Source organism: Pseudoalteromonas sp. APM04 (assembly GCF_022809815.1).
GTDB classification, from domain to species: domain Bacteria; phylum Pseudomonadota; class Gammaproteobacteria; order Enterobacterales; family Alteromonadaceae; genus Pseudoalteromonas; species Pseudoalteromonas marina.
Genome location: NZ_CP094441.1, coordinates 627147 through 642909, shown reverse-complemented (window position 1 = coordinate 642909; position 15763 = coordinate 627147). Strand labels below are relative to the sequence as shown.

At 40.3% G+C, this 15763-nt stretch carries 14 protein-coding genes; 6 read left to right on the top strand and 8 right to left on the bottom strand.

Annotation, left to right across the window (positions count from 1 at the left end; translation table 11 throughout):
* Positions 1-62: 62 nt before the first annotated feature.
* The gene (locus MTP24_RS03040; protein WP_006794100.1) at positions 63-662 is read right to left on the bottom strand and encodes a hypothetical protein; all 600 of its coding nucleotides are present in this window, start codon (positions 660-662) and stop codon (positions 63-65) included.
* 126 nt (positions 663-788) lie between these two features.
* Here MTP24_RS03040 and MTP24_RS03035 point away from each other — a divergent pair, with 126 nt between their 5' ends.
* Both MTP24_RS03035 and MTP24_RS03030 read left to right on the top strand, forming a co-directional pair.
* Complete coding sequence (locus MTP24_RS03035) at positions 789-1634, top strand: LysR family transcriptional regulator (protein WP_008127667.1); 846 nt, start codon at positions 789-791, stop codon at positions 1632-1634.
* A gap of 197 nt (positions 1635-1831) precedes the next feature.
* A complete protein-coding gene (locus MTP24_RS03030; protein WP_243532723.1) occupies positions 1832-3988 on the top strand; it encodes a TonB-dependent receptor in 2157 nt (718 codons plus the stop codon).
* A 131-nt stretch (positions 3989-4119) separates the two neighbouring features.
* Here MTP24_RS03030 and rlmB read toward each other — a convergent pair whose 3' ends face one another.
* The 6 genes from rlmB to MTP24_RS03000 form a co-directional block, all read right to left on the bottom strand.
* Positions 4120-4863, bottom strand: coding sequence for a 23S rRNA (guanosine(2251)-2'-O)-methyltransferase RlmB (rlmB, locus tag MTP24_RS03025; RefSeq protein ID WP_006794097.1), 744 nt, complete (start codon positions 4861-4863; stop codon positions 4120-4122).
* 5 nt (positions 4864-4868) lie between these two features.
* Entirely contained in the window at positions 4869-7310 is a 2442-nt protein-coding gene (gene rnr / locus MTP24_RS03020) for a ribonuclease R (protein WP_243532721.1), read from the bottom strand.
* Positions 7311-7509: 199 nt separating this feature from the next.
* Positions 7510-8247: an enoyl-CoA hydratase/isomerase family protein gene (locus MTP24_RS03015; protein WP_039036399.1), complete on the bottom strand. Its 738-nt coding sequence runs from the start codon at positions 8245-8247 to the stop codon at positions 7510-7512.
* Between the two features lie 114 nt (positions 8248-8361).
* Positions 8362-8976 carry a response regulator transcription factor gene (locus MTP24_RS03010; protein ID WP_058428366.1) on the bottom strand — a complete coding sequence of 205 codons (615 nt, stop codon included), beginning with the start codon at positions 8974-8976 and terminating at the stop codon, positions 8362-8364.
* Positions 8973-10076 (bottom strand): histidine kinase, encoded by a 1104-nt coding sequence (locus MTP24_RS03005; RefSeq protein WP_243532719.1) that lies wholly within the window; start codon positions 10074-10076, stop codon positions 8973-8975. Before MTP24_RS03005 ends, MTP24_RS03010 begins: the two co-directional genes overlap by 4 nt.
* Positions 10073-10243 (bottom strand): hypothetical protein, encoded by a 171-nt coding sequence (locus tag MTP24_RS03000; RefSeq protein ID WP_171034612.1) that lies wholly within the window; start codon positions 10241-10243, stop codon positions 10073-10075. The genes MTP24_RS03005 and MTP24_RS03000 overlap by 4 nt, the downstream gene beginning before the upstream one ends.
* A 157-nt stretch (positions 10244-10400) precedes the next feature.
* On the opposite strand from MTP24_RS03000, the gene MTP24_RS02995 reads away from it, so the two are divergent.
* The 4 genes from MTP24_RS02995 to queG all read left to right on the top strand — a co-directional run bounded on the left by MTP24_RS02995 (position 10401) and on the right by queG (position 14486).
* Entirely contained in the window at positions 10401-11267 is an 867-nt protein-coding gene (locus MTP24_RS02995; RefSeq protein ID WP_243532717.1) for a DMT family transporter, read from the top strand.
* Positions 11264-11968, top strand: coding sequence for a glycerophosphodiester phosphodiesterase family protein (locus tag MTP24_RS02990; protein WP_243532715.1), 705 nt, complete (start codon positions 11264-11266; stop codon positions 11966-11968). The genes MTP24_RS02995 and MTP24_RS02990 overlap by 4 nt, the downstream gene beginning before the upstream one ends.
* Positions 11969-12026: 58 nt before the next feature.
* Positions 12027-13244, top strand: a complete 1218-nt coding sequence (locus tag MTP24_RS02985; RefSeq protein WP_243532713.1) for a methyl-accepting chemotaxis protein — start codon at positions 12027-12029, stop codon at positions 13242-13244.
* A gap of 111 nt (positions 13245-13355) precedes the next feature.
* Complete coding sequence (gene queG, locus MTP24_RS02980; protein ID WP_243532710.1) at positions 13356-14486, top strand: tRNA epoxyqueuosine(34) reductase QueG; 1131 nt, start codon at positions 13356-13358, stop codon at positions 14484-14486.
* Positions 14487-14610: 124 nt separating this feature from the next.
* Here the strand turns inward: queG and MTP24_RS02975 are convergent, their stop codons facing one another.
* Positions 14611-15744 (bottom strand): response regulator, encoded by a 1134-nt coding sequence (locus MTP24_RS02975; protein ID WP_006794087.1) that lies wholly within the window; start codon positions 15742-15744, stop codon positions 14611-14613.
* Positions 15745-15763 lie beyond the last annotated feature (19 nt).

Below are 15763 nucleotides of genomic sequence, written 5' to 3'. Positions count from 1 at the left end.
ATGGGCGTGGCTTAAATTAAAAACAGGCAAACATTATTATGTTTACCTGTTGGTTGTTTTTGTTATGCGGCCTGATTTTGCATTACTGCAAAACCCTGCGTTTGCATATAGCTTTGCCATTTTTGTAGCTCTGGCGCTTTAGCTATGAGCACAAAATGCTGCTCATCTTTGTTATCAATCGCGGTAATAAATACCTCACCGCTTTGCGCACCGTAGCATAGTTGTGCGTCAGATAATCGCAAACCGGGTGTTAATTTAAAGGCATCAACTAGCGTATCAAAGGCGTTTTCGCCGCTTAAGGTAAAGCTAGTTAGGTCGGTACGAATAACGTAGTCAATATCAAAACGAAGCTGTTGTTCGTTTATAAGTGACTGTAATTGTAGGCTTGCGCTGTGAGGTAATACAAATCGAAAAGCGGTTTCGCTAAAATAATACACTGCGTAACTGAAGTCAGAATAAAAGTCGCCATCTAAAGTGCCTTTTAAACCTAAACCGCTGGCCGTTAATTTTGTTAAATCGTGGCCTAAAATACTGCTTAAAAATACAGAAGCTTCGCTGCCGCTAAAATCCATTACAACTGTGCTGTTATTTGCTTGCAAAGCGTTTATAACCGCGCTGTTAGCGTTGCTGTGGCGGGCAAACATTATTGGGTTAAAAGTCATAACAAACACCTGTGTATTTTTAATCTTAAAATTATATTGCGCGGGGTCTGTAACAACAAATTGTAATTATTTATCAATTGATAAATAATACTTATATATGTAGCCACATAAATTGTAATTTTAAATATGAAAAATATATCAACCGACAGTTTACGCACCTTTGTAATGATTGTAGATGTAGGCGGATTTGCCAAAGCCGGCGACTTTTTGGGGCTTTCGCAACCTGCGGTAAGCTTACAAATAAAGCGTTTAGAAGATGTATTAGGCTATAAATTATTTAAAAAGCAAGGCCAGCGCCAAGTACTAAACCAGTACGGCGAACTATTATTGCCCATGGCAAAACAAATGATGCAATACAACGACGCCATTTTGCAGCAATTTACGTCAGAGAGCATTACCGGAAAAGTACGTTTAGGCATACCTAGCGAATTTGCTGCGCGTATACTCCCTTCTATTATTGGCGACTTTGTGGCGCTGTACCCAGAAGTATCGCTTGAAGTTAAATCGCGATTAAGTAAGCATTTGCTATCGGCTTCTAGGCAAGACCAATTTGATCTAGTGCTTGCGCTAAACGAGCAACTTACCTCAAGTAAATTTCCTATTTTTATGCAAGACCAATTGGTGTGGGTGGGTGATTTAAACCAAGCAAAAAACCAAGTGGTTACCTTAGTAACCGCGCCAGAAGGATGTATTTATCGCCGCCGTGCTACCGATGCGCTTAAAAATGCCGGCATAAAATACCGCATTGTATATAGCAACGCCGACTTAACGGGGCTTATTGCGGCATTAAAAGAAGGGCTTGGCATTACAGTACTTGCAAAAAGTACCGTACCCAGCGAGCTTAATTATCAAGTACACACTAAACACTTACCTGCACTGGGCAACATTGGTATTAGCTTGGTTAAAAGTTCAGGTGAGTCTGAAAATGCGGTAGATAAGCTTGCTGAGTTTATTGCCTTGCGTTTAGGCTAATAAAACACACACTCAACTTTATACTTAGCTTCACGATTACAAAACAATACAAAAGATATAAAAAAGTTAATTAAGTTACATAATATATGTTTTTAGTTCTAAAAAAATGAATAGTTTTATACTTAATAATATTGATTCGCATTCGTTAACGTGTTCAAATTACGCCAATTTAGATAATCAACGTGATTAGGACAAAAATGAACCCTAAGTTTTTAGTATCTACTCTTGCAACTGCGGTTGCTTTGTCTTTTACAGCCACTGCAATGGCTAAAGACACCAGCGATAAAGAACAACGCTTTGAACAAATTACAGTTATTGGCTCACAGCAAGCTATAAACGACATTCCTGGTTCGGCTACTTTTATCTCTGACGAAGAACTTCAAAAATTTGAGTTTACCGATATTTCGCGTGTTTTAGCGTCTGTTCCGGGTGTTTACGTTCAAGAAGAAGATGGCTATGGCCTTCGCCCTAACATTGGTATGCGCGGTACTGGTACCGGCCGTAACGATAAAATTTCTGTAATGGAAGACGGTGTATTAGTCGCACCTGCGCCTTACTCTGCGCCTTCTGCTTACTACTTCCCTACTATGGGTCGTATGGAAACAATTGAAGTATTAAAAGGTGCTGCCTCAGTTAAGTACGGTCCTCGTACTACAGGTGGCGTTTTAAACTTACTTTCTCGTAGCTTACCAACCGAGCCAAATAGTTCTAAAGGTATGGTAGATGCAGCCCTTGGTAGCGATGGCTACTACAAAGGTCACGCATACTTTGGTAAAGAAAAAAACAACACGTCTGGCTTGGTTGAAGTATTTACTTACGGCGCAGACGGCTTTAAAGAGCTTCCTGTTGGCAGCGATAATACGGGCTTTGAAAAAACTGATTTACTATTAAAGTTTGGTCATACGTTTGGTAAAAACGATGCCCACAATATTGAGCTAAAAGTAAAATATTCTGACGAAACATCAGACGAAACTTACATGGGCTTAACTGACGAAGATTACGAAGCAAACCCTAATCGCCGTTACGCTGCATCGCAAAACGATGAAATGAACACTCGCCACAACGCTTACCAACTAAACTATGCGTACCGTTTTGGTGAAGGCTACGAATTACTTGCAACCGCTTACCTAAACGATTTTCATCGTAACTGGTATAAAGCAAGCAGTGTAGGAACAAGCACGCTTGAGCAATACAGCGACTTTGAAGCAAATCCAACAAGCGAAGGTATTGAAGGCATTGGTGTTAAAGCTAACAACCGTGATTACCAAGCAAAAGGCATTCAGTCTGAATTACATATTCCTGCAGGCGATCACTACATTACTGTCGGTGTGCGTTACCACGAAGACGAAATGGATCGTTTCCAATGGCAAGACACATACACGCTTAATCAAGACCTAAGCATGACACTTACATCGCAAGGTGTACCTGGTTCAGATAGCAACCGTGTAGACAGCGCAAAAGCAAGCACGTTATTTGTTCAAGACGAATGGACACTAGACGCGTTAGTTATTAATGCCGGTCTTCGTTACGAAGACATTACCATTACGCGTGAAGAATGGTCTAAATCAGATCCAACTCGTAGCAATGGCTTAACTAAAGATATTTCTAACGATACTGAAATTTTAGTGCCATCGTTAGGTGCCACTTACACACTTAACGATAACGTAACGTTACTTGCGGGTATTCAAAAAGGTTACGCTCCAGCGGCACCGGGTAATGCTGACCAAGAAGAAGAAGAAAGTGTAAACCTTGAGTTTGGCTCTCGCTTTAATATGGATGGCTTTAACGGTGAAGTGATTGCGTTTTTCTCTGATTACGACAACATGCACGGTAACTGTACTGCTGCTGTGGGTTGTAGCGACGAAAATATTGGCGACCAATACAACTACGGTGAAGTAGAAGTATCGGGCTTTGAATTTAGTGCGGGTCGTACTTTTGCAACAGACGCTGCGCAATTTCCAGTTAAATTAACGTACACATACACTGACTCTGAGTTTAAAAACACGTTTGATTCAGAAATTTGGGGCTCGGTAGAAAAAGGCGATGCAATGCCTTACGTACCTGAAAATCAAATTGCTTTATCGTTAGGCGCTGAGTTTGCATCGTTTGTTGTTAACAGCCAAATACGTTACGTATCTGATTCTCATGCCGACCTATCTGACTCAGGCTTAAACGCAATAGATAGCCGTGTAGTATGGGATTTAGCTGCTAAATACTTAATCGACGACAACCAAAAAGTATACTTAACGGTTGATAACCTGTTTGATAAAACGTACATAGCTAACCGTGCTAATGGTGGTATTCAGCCAGGTAAGCCTCGTAGTATTCAAATGGGCTACACATACAGCTTTTAAGTAGTTGCTGAGTAAAACGACTCGTTAACTAAACCGTTTTACTCACACCATACTAAGCAAATAGTAGATACAAAAAAGCCGAGATTATTTAATCTCGGCTTTTTTAATGCTTAGCTTTAAACTAACGTAATTTAATTATTTGCGTTACGTTGGCGTAATACTTCAAATAAACAAATACCGGTTGCAACCGATACGTTTAAGCTAGACACCGACCCTGCCATTGGAATTTTAACCAATACATCGCAATGCTCACGCGTTAAACGGCGCATCCCCTCACCTTCTGCGCCCATAACTATGGCCATTGGGCCTGTTAAGCTTGCATCAAATACATGCGTGTCGGTTTCGCCTGCTGTGCCAACTACCCATACGCCAGCATCTTTAATTTCACGAAGCGTACGTGCGAGGTTAGTGACCTGAATAAGGGGCACTGTTTCTGCTGCGCCACACGCTACTTTTCGTGCTGTACCGTTAAGCTTTGCCGACTTATCTTTAGGAACAATGATCGCATGTACGCCAGCGGCATCTGCACTACGCAAGCATGCACCTAAGTTATGCGGGTCGGTTATGCCATCAAGTACGAGTAAAAATGGAGTTTCTTCACGCGCAATGATCACATCTAAATCTTTTTCGTTGTACGTTGGCGCCGCTTTTACGTTAGCAATAATCCCCTGATGCTGCTCGTCTTTCGACTTATTATCAAGTGCTTTACGCTGCATAAATTGTACTGAAATACCAAATTTACGTGCTTCATCAATAATCGGTGTTAAGCGTTTATCATCACGGCCTTTAAGGGCGTAAATTTCTAAAAATCGCTCAGGCTCTTTTGCTAAAATTGCTTCAACAGAGTGAAAGCCAAAAATTAATTCATTACTCACGTATTTTATGCTCCTGGGCTTGTACGTTTACGGGCATTTTTGCCTGGTCTTTTAGGCTTTTTAGCCGATTTCTTTTTCGGTTTTTTCTTTGCGGTGCCTTCGCTGGCTTTAACCGCCGACTTACCAGCAGCTTTGCCTTTACCGGCTGGCTTTTTTTTACCTTTTGGCTTGTCGTCTGACTTTTTACCCGGTACTTTGCCTGCTTTTAATTGTGAGCGTACACTCGCAGGGCCTTTACCTTTAGGTGCACGACGGCGTGAATACCTGTCTTGCGCTACATCGCCTTTAAGTACTAAGTTTATACGGCGATCGTCTAAACTGACTGAGGCAACTTGCACCGTTACTTTATCACCAAGGCGGTAAACGGTGTGGCTGTGTTCACCAATTAGGCAATGTTTTGCAGCATCATGTGCAAAAAACTCGTCGCCTAAATTAGTAACATGAATTAAACCATCAATTTGTAAATCGTCTAATCGTATAAATAAACCAAAGTTTGTAACCGACGAAATAACCCCGTTAAACTCATCGCCAACGTGGTCTTGCATAAACTCACATTTAAGCCAGTCGGCTACTTCGCGAGTCGCGTCGTCTGCACGGCGCTCAGTGGTTGAACATTGCTCGCCTAATTGATCTACTTCATCGTCAGTGTACGCGTATGCGCCTGACGTTTGTTGACCTTGTGCTTTTAGTACCGCTTTAATTGCACGGTGTACAACTAAATCTGGGTAACGACGAATAGGCGATGTAAAGTGCGCATAAGCCGATAACGCTAAACCAAAGTGACCTATGTTATCTGGCTGGTAAACCGCTTGTTTCATTGAGCGCAGCAGCATAGTTTGAATAAGCTCGGCCTCTGGGCGCTCGCCTAATTTAGCTAATATTTGCGTAATTTCTTTAGGCGTTGGTTCGTCACCTAATGTGCTCTGAATCCCTAACTCAGTTAAAAACTGTGTAAAGTTACCTAGCTTTTCACTGTCGGGTTCATCATGCACACGGTAAAGTGCACTGGCCTCGTGCTTTTCGAGTAATTTAGCCGCTGACACATTGGCTAAAATCATACATTCTTCAATGAGTTTGTGCGCGTCGTTGCGGATAACAGGCACAATAGACTCTATTTTACGATGTGCATTAAATACAAAGCGTGTTTCGAGGGTTTCAAATTCAATAGCACCACGCTCTTGGCGTGCTGATTTTAGCGCCATGTACATTTGCTGTAAATCAGTTAAATGTGGCACTACGGCGGCGTATTCGTCGCGAAGCTTTTCGTCATTTTGTAAAATGGCGTTTACTTTAGTGTAAGTTAAACGGGCGTGAGAATTCATCACCGCTTCGTAAAACTTATAACCCGACAATTTACCTGCCGCTGATACGGTCATTTCAGCAACCATACAAAGGCGGTCTACTTTAGGGTTAAGTGAACACAACCCGTTAGACAGTACTTTTGGTAGCATTGGGATAACTTGCTCAGGAAAATACACTGAGTTACCACGTGCAATGGCTTCTTTGTTAAGTGGTGTATTCATGCCTACATAATGCGACACATCGGCAATAGCAACCCATAAACGCCAACCACCCGATTTTTTAGGCTCACAGTACACGGCGTCGTCAAAGTCGCGGGCGTCTTCGCCATCTATCGTAACAAGCGGTAAGTCGCGTAAATCTACGCGGCCTTGTTTGTCTGCATCTTCTACAAATTCGCCTAAGTGGGCGACTTGTGCGTCAACCTCTTCTGGCCAAACATGCGGAATGTCGTGATTACGAAGGGCAACTTCAATTTCCATACCTGGCGCTAAATGCTCACCTAGTACATCAACCACTTTACCTACTGCGTTCATATTGCGGCTAGGATTTTGAGTGATTTTAACCTGCACCATTTGGTTGTGGCGGGCACCGTTTTCGTTGCCTGGTAAAATCATAATGTCTTGCGTAATACGCGGATCTTCAGCGACTACAACTGCAACACCATGCTCAACAAAGTAACGCCCTACAATAGGGGCGCGCTCGTTGGTAAGCACTTTAATAATACGGGCATCGCATTTTGAGCCAGAGCCACGTTTTGTACCTTTAGCTAGTACAATGTCGCCATGTAACACCATGTTCATTTGATGTTTGGCAATAAACCAATCTTTGCTCTCGCCTTCAACTTCTAAAAAGCCAAAACCGTCTCTGTGGCCTATTACTTTACCTTTGGTTAAACCGGCTTCGTCAATAAGTGCATAACATTTAAATTTATTAAAATATAACTGACCATCACGCTCCATGGCACGAAGGCGACGTTTAAATGCAATTTGACGCTCTTCATCATTAACGGCTAGTTCTTCACATAATTGTGCGTAGTTAGCTGGTTTTGAACGCTCTTGAAGATGAGTAAGTATAAACTCACGGCTAGGGACGGGGTTTTCGTACTTTTCTTGTTCTCGACTGAGATTTGGATCTTGGTTTGACATTCACTATCTTGTTAGTTGGTTATGAAGGTTATTTTAACCCATATACGTAAAATGAGACAGGTAAAAGCACTTAATATTTAAACAAAGCTCACCTATCAGTTATTTAGCTTTTTAAACTTAGCGTACAGGGCCTTAATATGTCCTTAATTATGCAGCTTAATTGTGTCATTGTGATTAAGCTGCATCAGTGACTAAGCCATTACTTAGTTTTATGAAGATTTTTGTATAACATTTTACTGACGTTATCGATAAAAGCGGGGTCTTCTTCTTTAATAGTTTGCAAGATGTGTTTGTTCATTTGCGATTTGTTTTGAGCGTAAATCCAACGGTTTTTATTAAACTGCGCTGCAAATTCAAGTACACCGGCTTGCAGTTCGTCACTGTTAGAAAATACAGCTTCTATAACGTTGTTCTCAAACAGTTGTTGTGCACCCACCCGTTCGCCCGTCATTGCTAGCCTATTAAAGAAGGTTTGCGGTATCGCTTTATTAATAATAGGAAACATAGACGGTACAAAAGGCACCAGTACATCAACTTCAGGAAAGCAAAAAAAGCCTTTGTCTGATTTCATAAATCTAAAATCACAGGCACAGGCAAGCACGGCTCCATTACCATAAGTATGACCATTGAGGGCTGCAATAATAGGCATAGGAAACGTAACAATACGTTGTAGCAACTGTGTTATTTGCAACATAAAGTCAGAAATAGCCGCTGGTAAAATGCTTGGGTTTGCCATCCACTCAAGGTCAATACCCAGCGACCAGCTTTTGTCGCTTGCTGAGGTAAGTACCACCGAGTGAATGCTTTTATCAGCCTCTATATGATCAAGGTGTAAATTAAATTCAGCCAAAAACGCTGGATTGTGTCGATTTTCTGCGGTGTTCATTGTTAAAACTGCGACACTGTTTTTTACTGTTAAATCTATTAAATTTGCCATTTAACCCTCTTTTTGCGAATTTTAAGCTTACTTTAAGCGTTGTTCGTTACTTTTGTTGTTATGACTAACATAGTAAGGGTTTGTGTTAAATTTATAAACCTTAATCACATGTGTTTATAACCACCCTTTTTGTTTAGCTATACGTGCTGCGTCGATTCGGTTTGTTGCATTAAGTTTGGCAATTGCGTCTGACAGATAGTTACGCGTTGTGCCTTCACTTATAAATAACTGTGTGGCTATTTCGCTCGTTTTAAGTCCATCGCTTGCAAGCTTTAATGCTTTTCGCTCTTTGTCGGTAAGTGGATCGGCGTCGTCTAGGGCGTTGATTGCAAGCTCTGGGTCAATCACTTTTTGCCCTTGCATTACCTTTTTGAGTGCGTTGATTAGCTCGTCACTCGGGGCTTCCTTTAATATAAATCCTTTAACGCCGGCACTTAACGAGCGCCTAATATACCCAGCGCGTGAAAACGTGGTCATGATCACCATTTTTATAGCCGGAAATTGCATTGCTATTTTTTCACTAAGTTCTATGCCGTTCATTTTAGGCATTTCAATATCGGTTAAAATAATATCTGGCATTGCATCTTCATCAAGCGCATTAATTGCATTTAGAGCATCTAGCCCGTTGCTTGCTTGGCCAATTACGTCAATATTAAAATCTAGGCTAAGTAGTGCACTAACAGCGTCACGCACTAGCGCCTGATCTTCCACTAAAAATATTTTGATCATTGTAAATCCTCAGATGGAATTGGCAGTACTACGTTTAATGTAAATTGTTCGCCACAGGTAAAAGTTGCATTACCTTGTATTTGCTCTGCTCGTTCTTTTATACCGTTTAAACCGTTGCCTGCCTCGAGCCTGCCACAGGGTGCATTATCTATTACTTCAATCAGTAATTGCTGGGGTGTTTGCTTAATTGTTATTGCGCTGTTTTTAGTTGAACTATGGCGTAATAAGTTAGTGACTGACTCTTTAATTATTAAACTAGCAATGCTCTCTACCTTGGCTGGTAGCACAGATAATTCAACGTTAAACGTAATATTAAAATCTTGCTCTAATAACCGCTGTTTTAACTGAGCAACTTGGCTTACCAAATTGAGCTCTTTTAAGTCGCTTACGGCACTGCGTACATCGCTAAGTAGCTGCCTTGCAAGGTCTGCTACTTGAGCTATTTCGTTGTTTGCTTGCTCGTACCGCTCCCCTTGGTTTAGCTTATTAGCCAGCTCGGCCTTTAATGCAATAGATGAAAGTGAGTGGCCTAAAATATCGTGTAGGTCACGCGCTATACGTTCTCGCTCAGCAATAGCAGCTAATTGCTCTAATTGGTTTGCGCTTTCTTGCTCACGCTTTTTATGGTCGCGTTCTCTTTTTGCTGCAATTCCATAACTAAATAAGGCGGCACATAATATTAATGCGACAGCCAAAAAGTACTGAAGCTTTCCCATATCGCTTAAATACGAACTTGCAAAAAGCGCGACTATAATGGCTAATGCAGCATAAAACCGCTGCTTTTGGGTATAACTATACCCTGCCACATAGGCAACAAAACCATACAAAGTAGGTGTGCCAGAGGTAAAAAAAGTAGCGCTAAAACAAATGGCCAGCAAGGCTAAAAATAAGGGGGTAATTTTTGTGTTATCGCAGTTAATTGCTTTTATGTACAAAATAATAAAAGCAATATAAAAAGCTAAACATAGACTCATTTGGCTTTTTGTAAATTGGTCAAAATTAATAATTAATGGCAATAAATAAAAGCCTGTAAAAATTAAATGGCCATATTTCCAAAACGTTTTATCCGTTTGTTGAGAAAAGCTACTTAGCGAACTCATGCTAATACCTCAGGTGTATTATTTTTATTTAAAGCACTATTTTTGTTAATAAATATAGATACCACAAAAATGCTCATCAGCATAAAATAATCAATGTAAGTGATAGTAAAATTGAGCGAATCAAAAAATTCGCTGATATCAAGACTCATTAAAACTAAACTATTCATAGCGCTCTCCTATTAAGTAGAGTAACTATGCCAGTACGTAAAAATAATAAGAGTGTGAAGTGTCATTAACTTTGCTGACATTTGTCATATTTCAAAAAATTCATCTTGTAGACGCTCGCCCAGTGATAACATGCTAAAAAAAGGAGATGACGTTTAAATGCAGCCACAACAGCAAAGTTTATTTTACTTACATATTGCCGTGTTACTTTTTGGAGGAACGGCCCTATTTGCCAAACTCATTGGTTTAAATGCGCTGGATATTACAGTTTACCGAACAGCCATTGCTGGCATGGCGATATTGGCAATGCTTTTATTAGGAAAAAAACAAATAAAGCTAAATAAGCCAAAAGACTACCTTATTGCCCTATTTTTAGGTGTTGCGGTGGGATTACACTGGGTGACTTACTTTGCGGGGATGCAAATGGCAGGCATAACCATTGGTATGCTTGCATTTTTTAGCTACCCAGTAATGACGGTTTTTTTAGAGCCGTTATTTAATAAAAATAAGCCTCAAGCAAAAGACATAATAAGCGCTGGCGTAGTTGTACTTGGTATTTATTTATTAGTGCCAAGTGCTGATTTAGGTGACGATGTAACACTTGGTGTTATTACTGGTGTGGTATCGGCGTTATTTTTCTCTATTAGAAACATTACCCATAAACGCTACTTTAGCCAATATGGCGGCCCACAAACAATGTTTTATCAAACCTTAGTGGCAAGCTTAATGCTGTGCGCATTTATTGAAGTGCCCGTGTACGAAGTAAGTAACCATGACCTTATTTTAATTGCCGTTGCTGGTATTATATTTACCGCTACACCACATTCGCTATTTGCGGCAAGTTTAAAACATTTATCGGCTGCAACGGCTGGGTTAATTTCGTGTTTACAACCATTATACGGTACTATTTTGGCTATTATTATAGTTCACGAACGCCCAACATTAATAACCCTGATTGGCGGCGCACTCATTGTAAGCGCGGCATGCTTTGAAACTTGGTCGATTACCAAAAAGGCGCGACAATGAAAATTTTTGCACACAGAGGCGCAAGTGGTCATTTTCCCGAGAATACCAAAAGTGCCATTTTAGAAGCGTTGAATATTGGCGTAGATGGTATTGAAGTTGATATTCAAAGTGCCACCGACGACTACATGCTCATACATGACTCGTGGTTAGATCGAACCACTAATGGTAAAGGTAAAGTTAGCGAGTTTGACGCAGTAACTCTAGCTAAACTGGATGCTGGTAATGGCGAATATATACCCACGCTTCAGCAGTTATTTGATTGGAATGATAATAAAACCTTACTTAATTTAGAACTTAAACATGCCTTTGAGCTTGAAAAGTTTGCTAACCAACTTGAGCGTAATATCAGTGCGGGAACAATTTCATGTGCTAATATTTTAGTGTCATCGTTTGATCACCATCAATTACAATGGCTTAAAAAACGTTTACCCTGGTTAAAAATAGGCGCATTGACGTCTTCTATTCCAATTAATTACGCAAAGTTTGCACAAGATTTAAATGCATTTAGCGTGCATGTAGATAAAAGCTTTATTAACAAAGCATTTGTAGATGATGCTAAAAAACGCGGGCTAGAAATCTACGCTTATACTGTGGATAAGCAACAAGATATCGCACTTATGCGTGACTACGGTTTAGACGGAATTTTTACCAACTTTCCCATGCAATCTAAAGCATATTTGCTATCGTTAGCTAATAAATAGATTCGCTTATACCACGCTAATGCCTGCGTAAAAGCGTTCAAACATAGGTTTAAGCAAGATGAGTGGCTTAATGAAAATTTATAATTACATCGAACAAACGTTCTTTTTTACTTTAACGCGTAAAATTGTTGGTAACTTGAGTTTTGTTTTTTTGTTTCAGGCGATTACTTTATTTTGGCTTTATGACAGCTTAAGTGAGCAACAAAGTCTTGGCCTTTTTTGGCTGCTAACCTTGGTTATTGTTGCGGGCTTTGCGTTTACGCTTTTTTATATGCGATTTTTAATTGTGCGTCCTGTAAAAGCAATGTGCGATACGCTCATTAAAATTAATCAACAAGATGCCAATTTAAACGCCAAACTCCCGCACTTTTCATTCGACGAATTTAAAACGTTAAGCTCCCAATATAACGATTTCACTAGCCATTTAGGTGAACTGCTTAACACAACCTACACCAGTGCAGAAGCAAGTGCGCAAAGTAATAAAGCGGTTACAGAGTCGATGAAACATACTGAAAACTCTAGCCAGCAGCAAATACACTTGAGCCACACCATCATTGATGCCAGCAACCAAATTACTCAAAGCTTGCAAAATATTGTGGGCAACACCGACAGTGTCCACACTGTAAATAATGAACATTTAGCCTTTGTTAAACTCTCAGATAAAGAGCTCAGTACCCTCGTTGAGCAAGTTCAATTAATTACTAATATGCTAGGTAGTTTTGCAAGCACAGTGGAGGGGTTAAAAGAAAACAGTGAAAATATTCGCAGCATTTTAAAAATGGTTGAGGAATTTTCTGATCAAACTAACTTACTCGCTCTTAATGCCGCAATAGAAGCTGCACGAGCAGGTGAAGCCGGACGTGGTTTTGCTGTTGTTGCTGATGAAGTTCGTACCCTCTCGGTTAAAGTAAGTGGAGCTACTCGCCAAATCAGTGATTTTATAACCCAAATGAACGACCTAGTAAGTGAAACAAATAAAGAGTCAGAGCAACTTATTAACCATTCTAAAAATGCGCAAAGCTCAATTTGTTCAACCTCTGAAGGGTTTAGTAAAATGCTTAATGAATTTGAGAGTAATCAACAGCAATTACAGCAAATTGCCAGCGCCGTACATTTACTAGAAGATACGCAAAATTTAACCCATCAATCGGTAGAGCAAATTGTTGAATTAGGCGAGCAGGCTAAACAGCAAATAGACACCGCTCTTGCCGACAGTCAATTGTCGCAAGAGTTAAGCTTACAAACACAGCAGCAATTGAAGCGCTTTGTACTTTAATTTTTATCATAAACGCGGTTTACGTTTAAACACCTATTGATGCGTAAACCTCAACACACCCTTGTAATTATGCTAAATTACAGGGCGATTATTTAATATGCGTGAATATGTGTGAGCAACCTAACTCCTGACTACCCTAAATTAGCCCAGCAAATAAAAGCATGGGGAAAAGAACTCGGCTTTAGCGAAGTAGGGATCACTGATATAGATTTGAGTAAGCATGAACAACAGCTTCAGCGTTGGCTTGACGCCGGGTTTCATGGCTCAATGGATTATATGGCGGCACATGGAATGAAACGCGCTCGCCCTGACGAGCTTATTCCCGGCACACAACGTGTTATATCGGTAAAAATGAACTACCTGCCCCCCGATGCTGGCTTTGCTAAAACATTAAAAAACAAACAAAAAGCCTATATTAGCCGTTACGCACTTGGCCGAGACTACCATAAATTAATTCGTAATCGATTAAAAAAGCTCGGCCAAAAAATAGAACAAGAAGTAGGTGAATATGGTTTTAGACCCTTTGTTGATTCTGCCCCTGTACTAGAGCGCCAATTGGCTGAAAAAGCGGGACTGGGCTGGCGTGGTAAACATTCATTACTAATAAACAAAGAAGCTGGATCGTGGTTTTTTTTAGGTGAGCTGTTTATTGACTTACCTTTGCCTATTGATAATGAAAACACCTTTGAAGGCTGCGGAAAATGCGTTGCCTGTATAACATTATGCCCTACAGGTGCAATTGTAGAACCCTATGTGGTTGATGCGCGAAAATGTATTTCATATCTGACAATAGAGCACCAAGGGCCTATCCCTGAGCAGTATAGGTCTTTATTAGGCAATCGTGTTTACGGCTGCGACGACTGCCAACTAGTGTGCCCATGGAACCGTTATGGACAAATCACCGACGAACAAGACTTTCACCCGCGCACGCAGCTAAAAGACAAAGACTTGCTAGCGCTATTTAGCTGGGATGAAGAAACATTTTTAAAAAATACCGAAGGGAGTCCAATCCGCCGAATTGGTCACGAACGTTGGTTACGTAATTTAGCGGTTGGTTTAGGTAATGCAAACTTTGCCCCAGATATTATTGATGCACTAGAGCTAAAAATAGATGGGTGTAGTGACCTAGTAAAAGAGCATATTGAGTGGGCCCTGAAGCAGCAAAACAATAAACAACCCTCACTTAGAAAAACGCAAAGGCTGATCAGGATAGTGGAAAAAGGCTTACCACGAGATGCATAAATTCATAGAAGCCTATTTAGTACTAAAGCAAATCAGAGCTATTGGAGTGTGATTATTCGCCATTATAGGGCGGTAAACCCTATATTAATGGCAAACAAGCCCTAAAAGTAAGTCTATGTGTTTATTATTGGCTATGGTTTAGCAGTATCGAAAGCTCTGTTTCAATGTCTGCGAACGCCTCTTTTACTTGAATAACAGACTCCTCGCGGGCTACAGAATTTTGAATTGTTTCATCTACTTTTTTATAGATAAAAATTTCTTGGTCTTCGTCTAAACCCATTGTTGGAATTCTAACCTCAAGCTCTTCCTGAAGTTTTTTAAATACTTGTTCGTTGTTTAGGCGATTTTCATTAAGTAAATCTATCAAACCATGAAATTTACTGTGTACTGTACTTGCTACTGCGTTTAGTTTTACTTGCTGCGCATCTAATAAGTTCTTAGTTATTATGGCGCGTAACTGCTGCTCTGTAACACTAACAATAAAGCACACGTGATCGCGTATTCTGCCGTGTTTATCAGGATCGTGTCCTGGCATGTTTAAGATGAGTAAACTAATTAGCTCGTAGTTAACTAATAAGCGCTGCGAAAACTCATGCAAACGGCCTTTGTTTTTAAGCATTTCAAATAGCTCGATCACAATAGGCGAGCAAACACCATGTAAAGCATAATGTTTAACAATAGAGTCGTATCTAAATTCTACATTACTTTGTAAATCAAAAGATTGTAGGCAATCAATAAGTGCTTTTGCTAAATCGTCTGGGTTAGTTATGAGTGCTATGCTTTCTACGTAGTTGACTATTTGCCCCATTTCGCTGCTGTTAGCCATTGCATTGAACGCGGTTGAAGTTGCCGCTTCTACTTGTTTTTCTAGGCTTTGTTTCTCTACTAATACTTGGTTTAGATTTTTTAATTTAGATCTAAGCTCATCATGCCCAAATGGTTTTACTATGTAATCTTCAGCGCCGGCTGAGTAGCCTTCCATGCGCTCCTCCACAGTTCCTCTTGCAGATACAAACATAACAATAATATGTGCGGTACTTGGGTTTGATTTAAGCGTTTTACACACTTCGTAACCACTCATCTGCGGCATGCTTACGTCAAGTAAAATAACTTGAGGCATATAGTCCTCAACCATATCCAAGCATTCAGGGCCACTGTTGGCTAGCCTTAACTCAAAATCTAAGTCTTCTAAAATTTCTTCAATTATCTCAAGGTTAAAGGGCTCGTCATCTACTGCAAGTATTTTTGTTAAAGCCATAACTAAATCATCCTTTTAA

Excerpts from the sequence above, each read along its gene's own strand:
- MTP24_RS03040 (WP_006794100.1), bottom strand. The coding sequence starts at position 662 with ATGACTTTTAACCCAATAATGTTTGCCCGCCACAGCAACGCTAACAGC.
- MTP24_RS03035 (WP_008127667.1), top strand. The coding sequence starts at position 789 with ATGAAAAATATATCAACCGACAGTTTACGCACCTTTGTAATGATTGTA.
- MTP24_RS03030 (WP_243532723.1), top strand. The coding sequence starts at position 1,832 with ATGAACCCTAAGTTTTTAGTATCTACTCTTGCAACTGCGGTTGCTTTG.
- rnr (WP_243532721.1), bottom strand. The coding sequence starts at position 7,310 with ATGTCAAACCAAGATCCAAATCTCAGTCGAGAACAAGAAAAGTACGAA.
- MTP24_RS03015 (WP_039036399.1), bottom strand. The coding sequence starts at position 8,247 with ATGGCAAATTTAATAGATTTAACAGTAAAAAACAGTGTCGCAGTTTTA.
- MTP24_RS03010 (WP_058428366.1), bottom strand. The coding sequence starts at position 8,976 with ATGATCAAAATATTTTTAGTGGAAGATCAGGCGCTAGTGCGTGACGCT.
- MTP24_RS03005 (WP_243532719.1), bottom strand. The coding sequence starts at position 10,076 with ATGAGTTCGCTAAGTAGCTTTTCTCAACAAACGGATAAAACGTTTTGG.
- MTP24_RS03000 (WP_171034612.1), bottom strand. The coding sequence starts at position 10,243 with ATGAATAGTTTAGTTTTAATGAGTCTTGATATCAGCGAATTTTTTGAT.
- MTP24_RS02995 (WP_243532717.1), top strand. The coding sequence starts at position 10,401 with ATGCAGCCACAACAGCAAAGTTTATTTTACTTACATATTGCCGTGTTA.
- MTP24_RS02990 (WP_243532715.1), top strand. The coding sequence starts at position 11,264 with ATGAAAATTTTTGCACACAGAGGCGCAAGTGGTCATTTTCCCGAGAAT.
- MTP24_RS02985 (WP_243532713.1), top strand. The coding sequence starts at position 12,027 with ATGAGTGGCTTAATGAAAATTTATAATTACATCGAACAAACGTTCTTT.
- MTP24_RS02975 (WP_006794087.1), bottom strand. The coding sequence starts at position 15,744 with ATGGCTTTAACAAAAATACTTGCAGTAGATGACGAGCCCTTTAACCTT.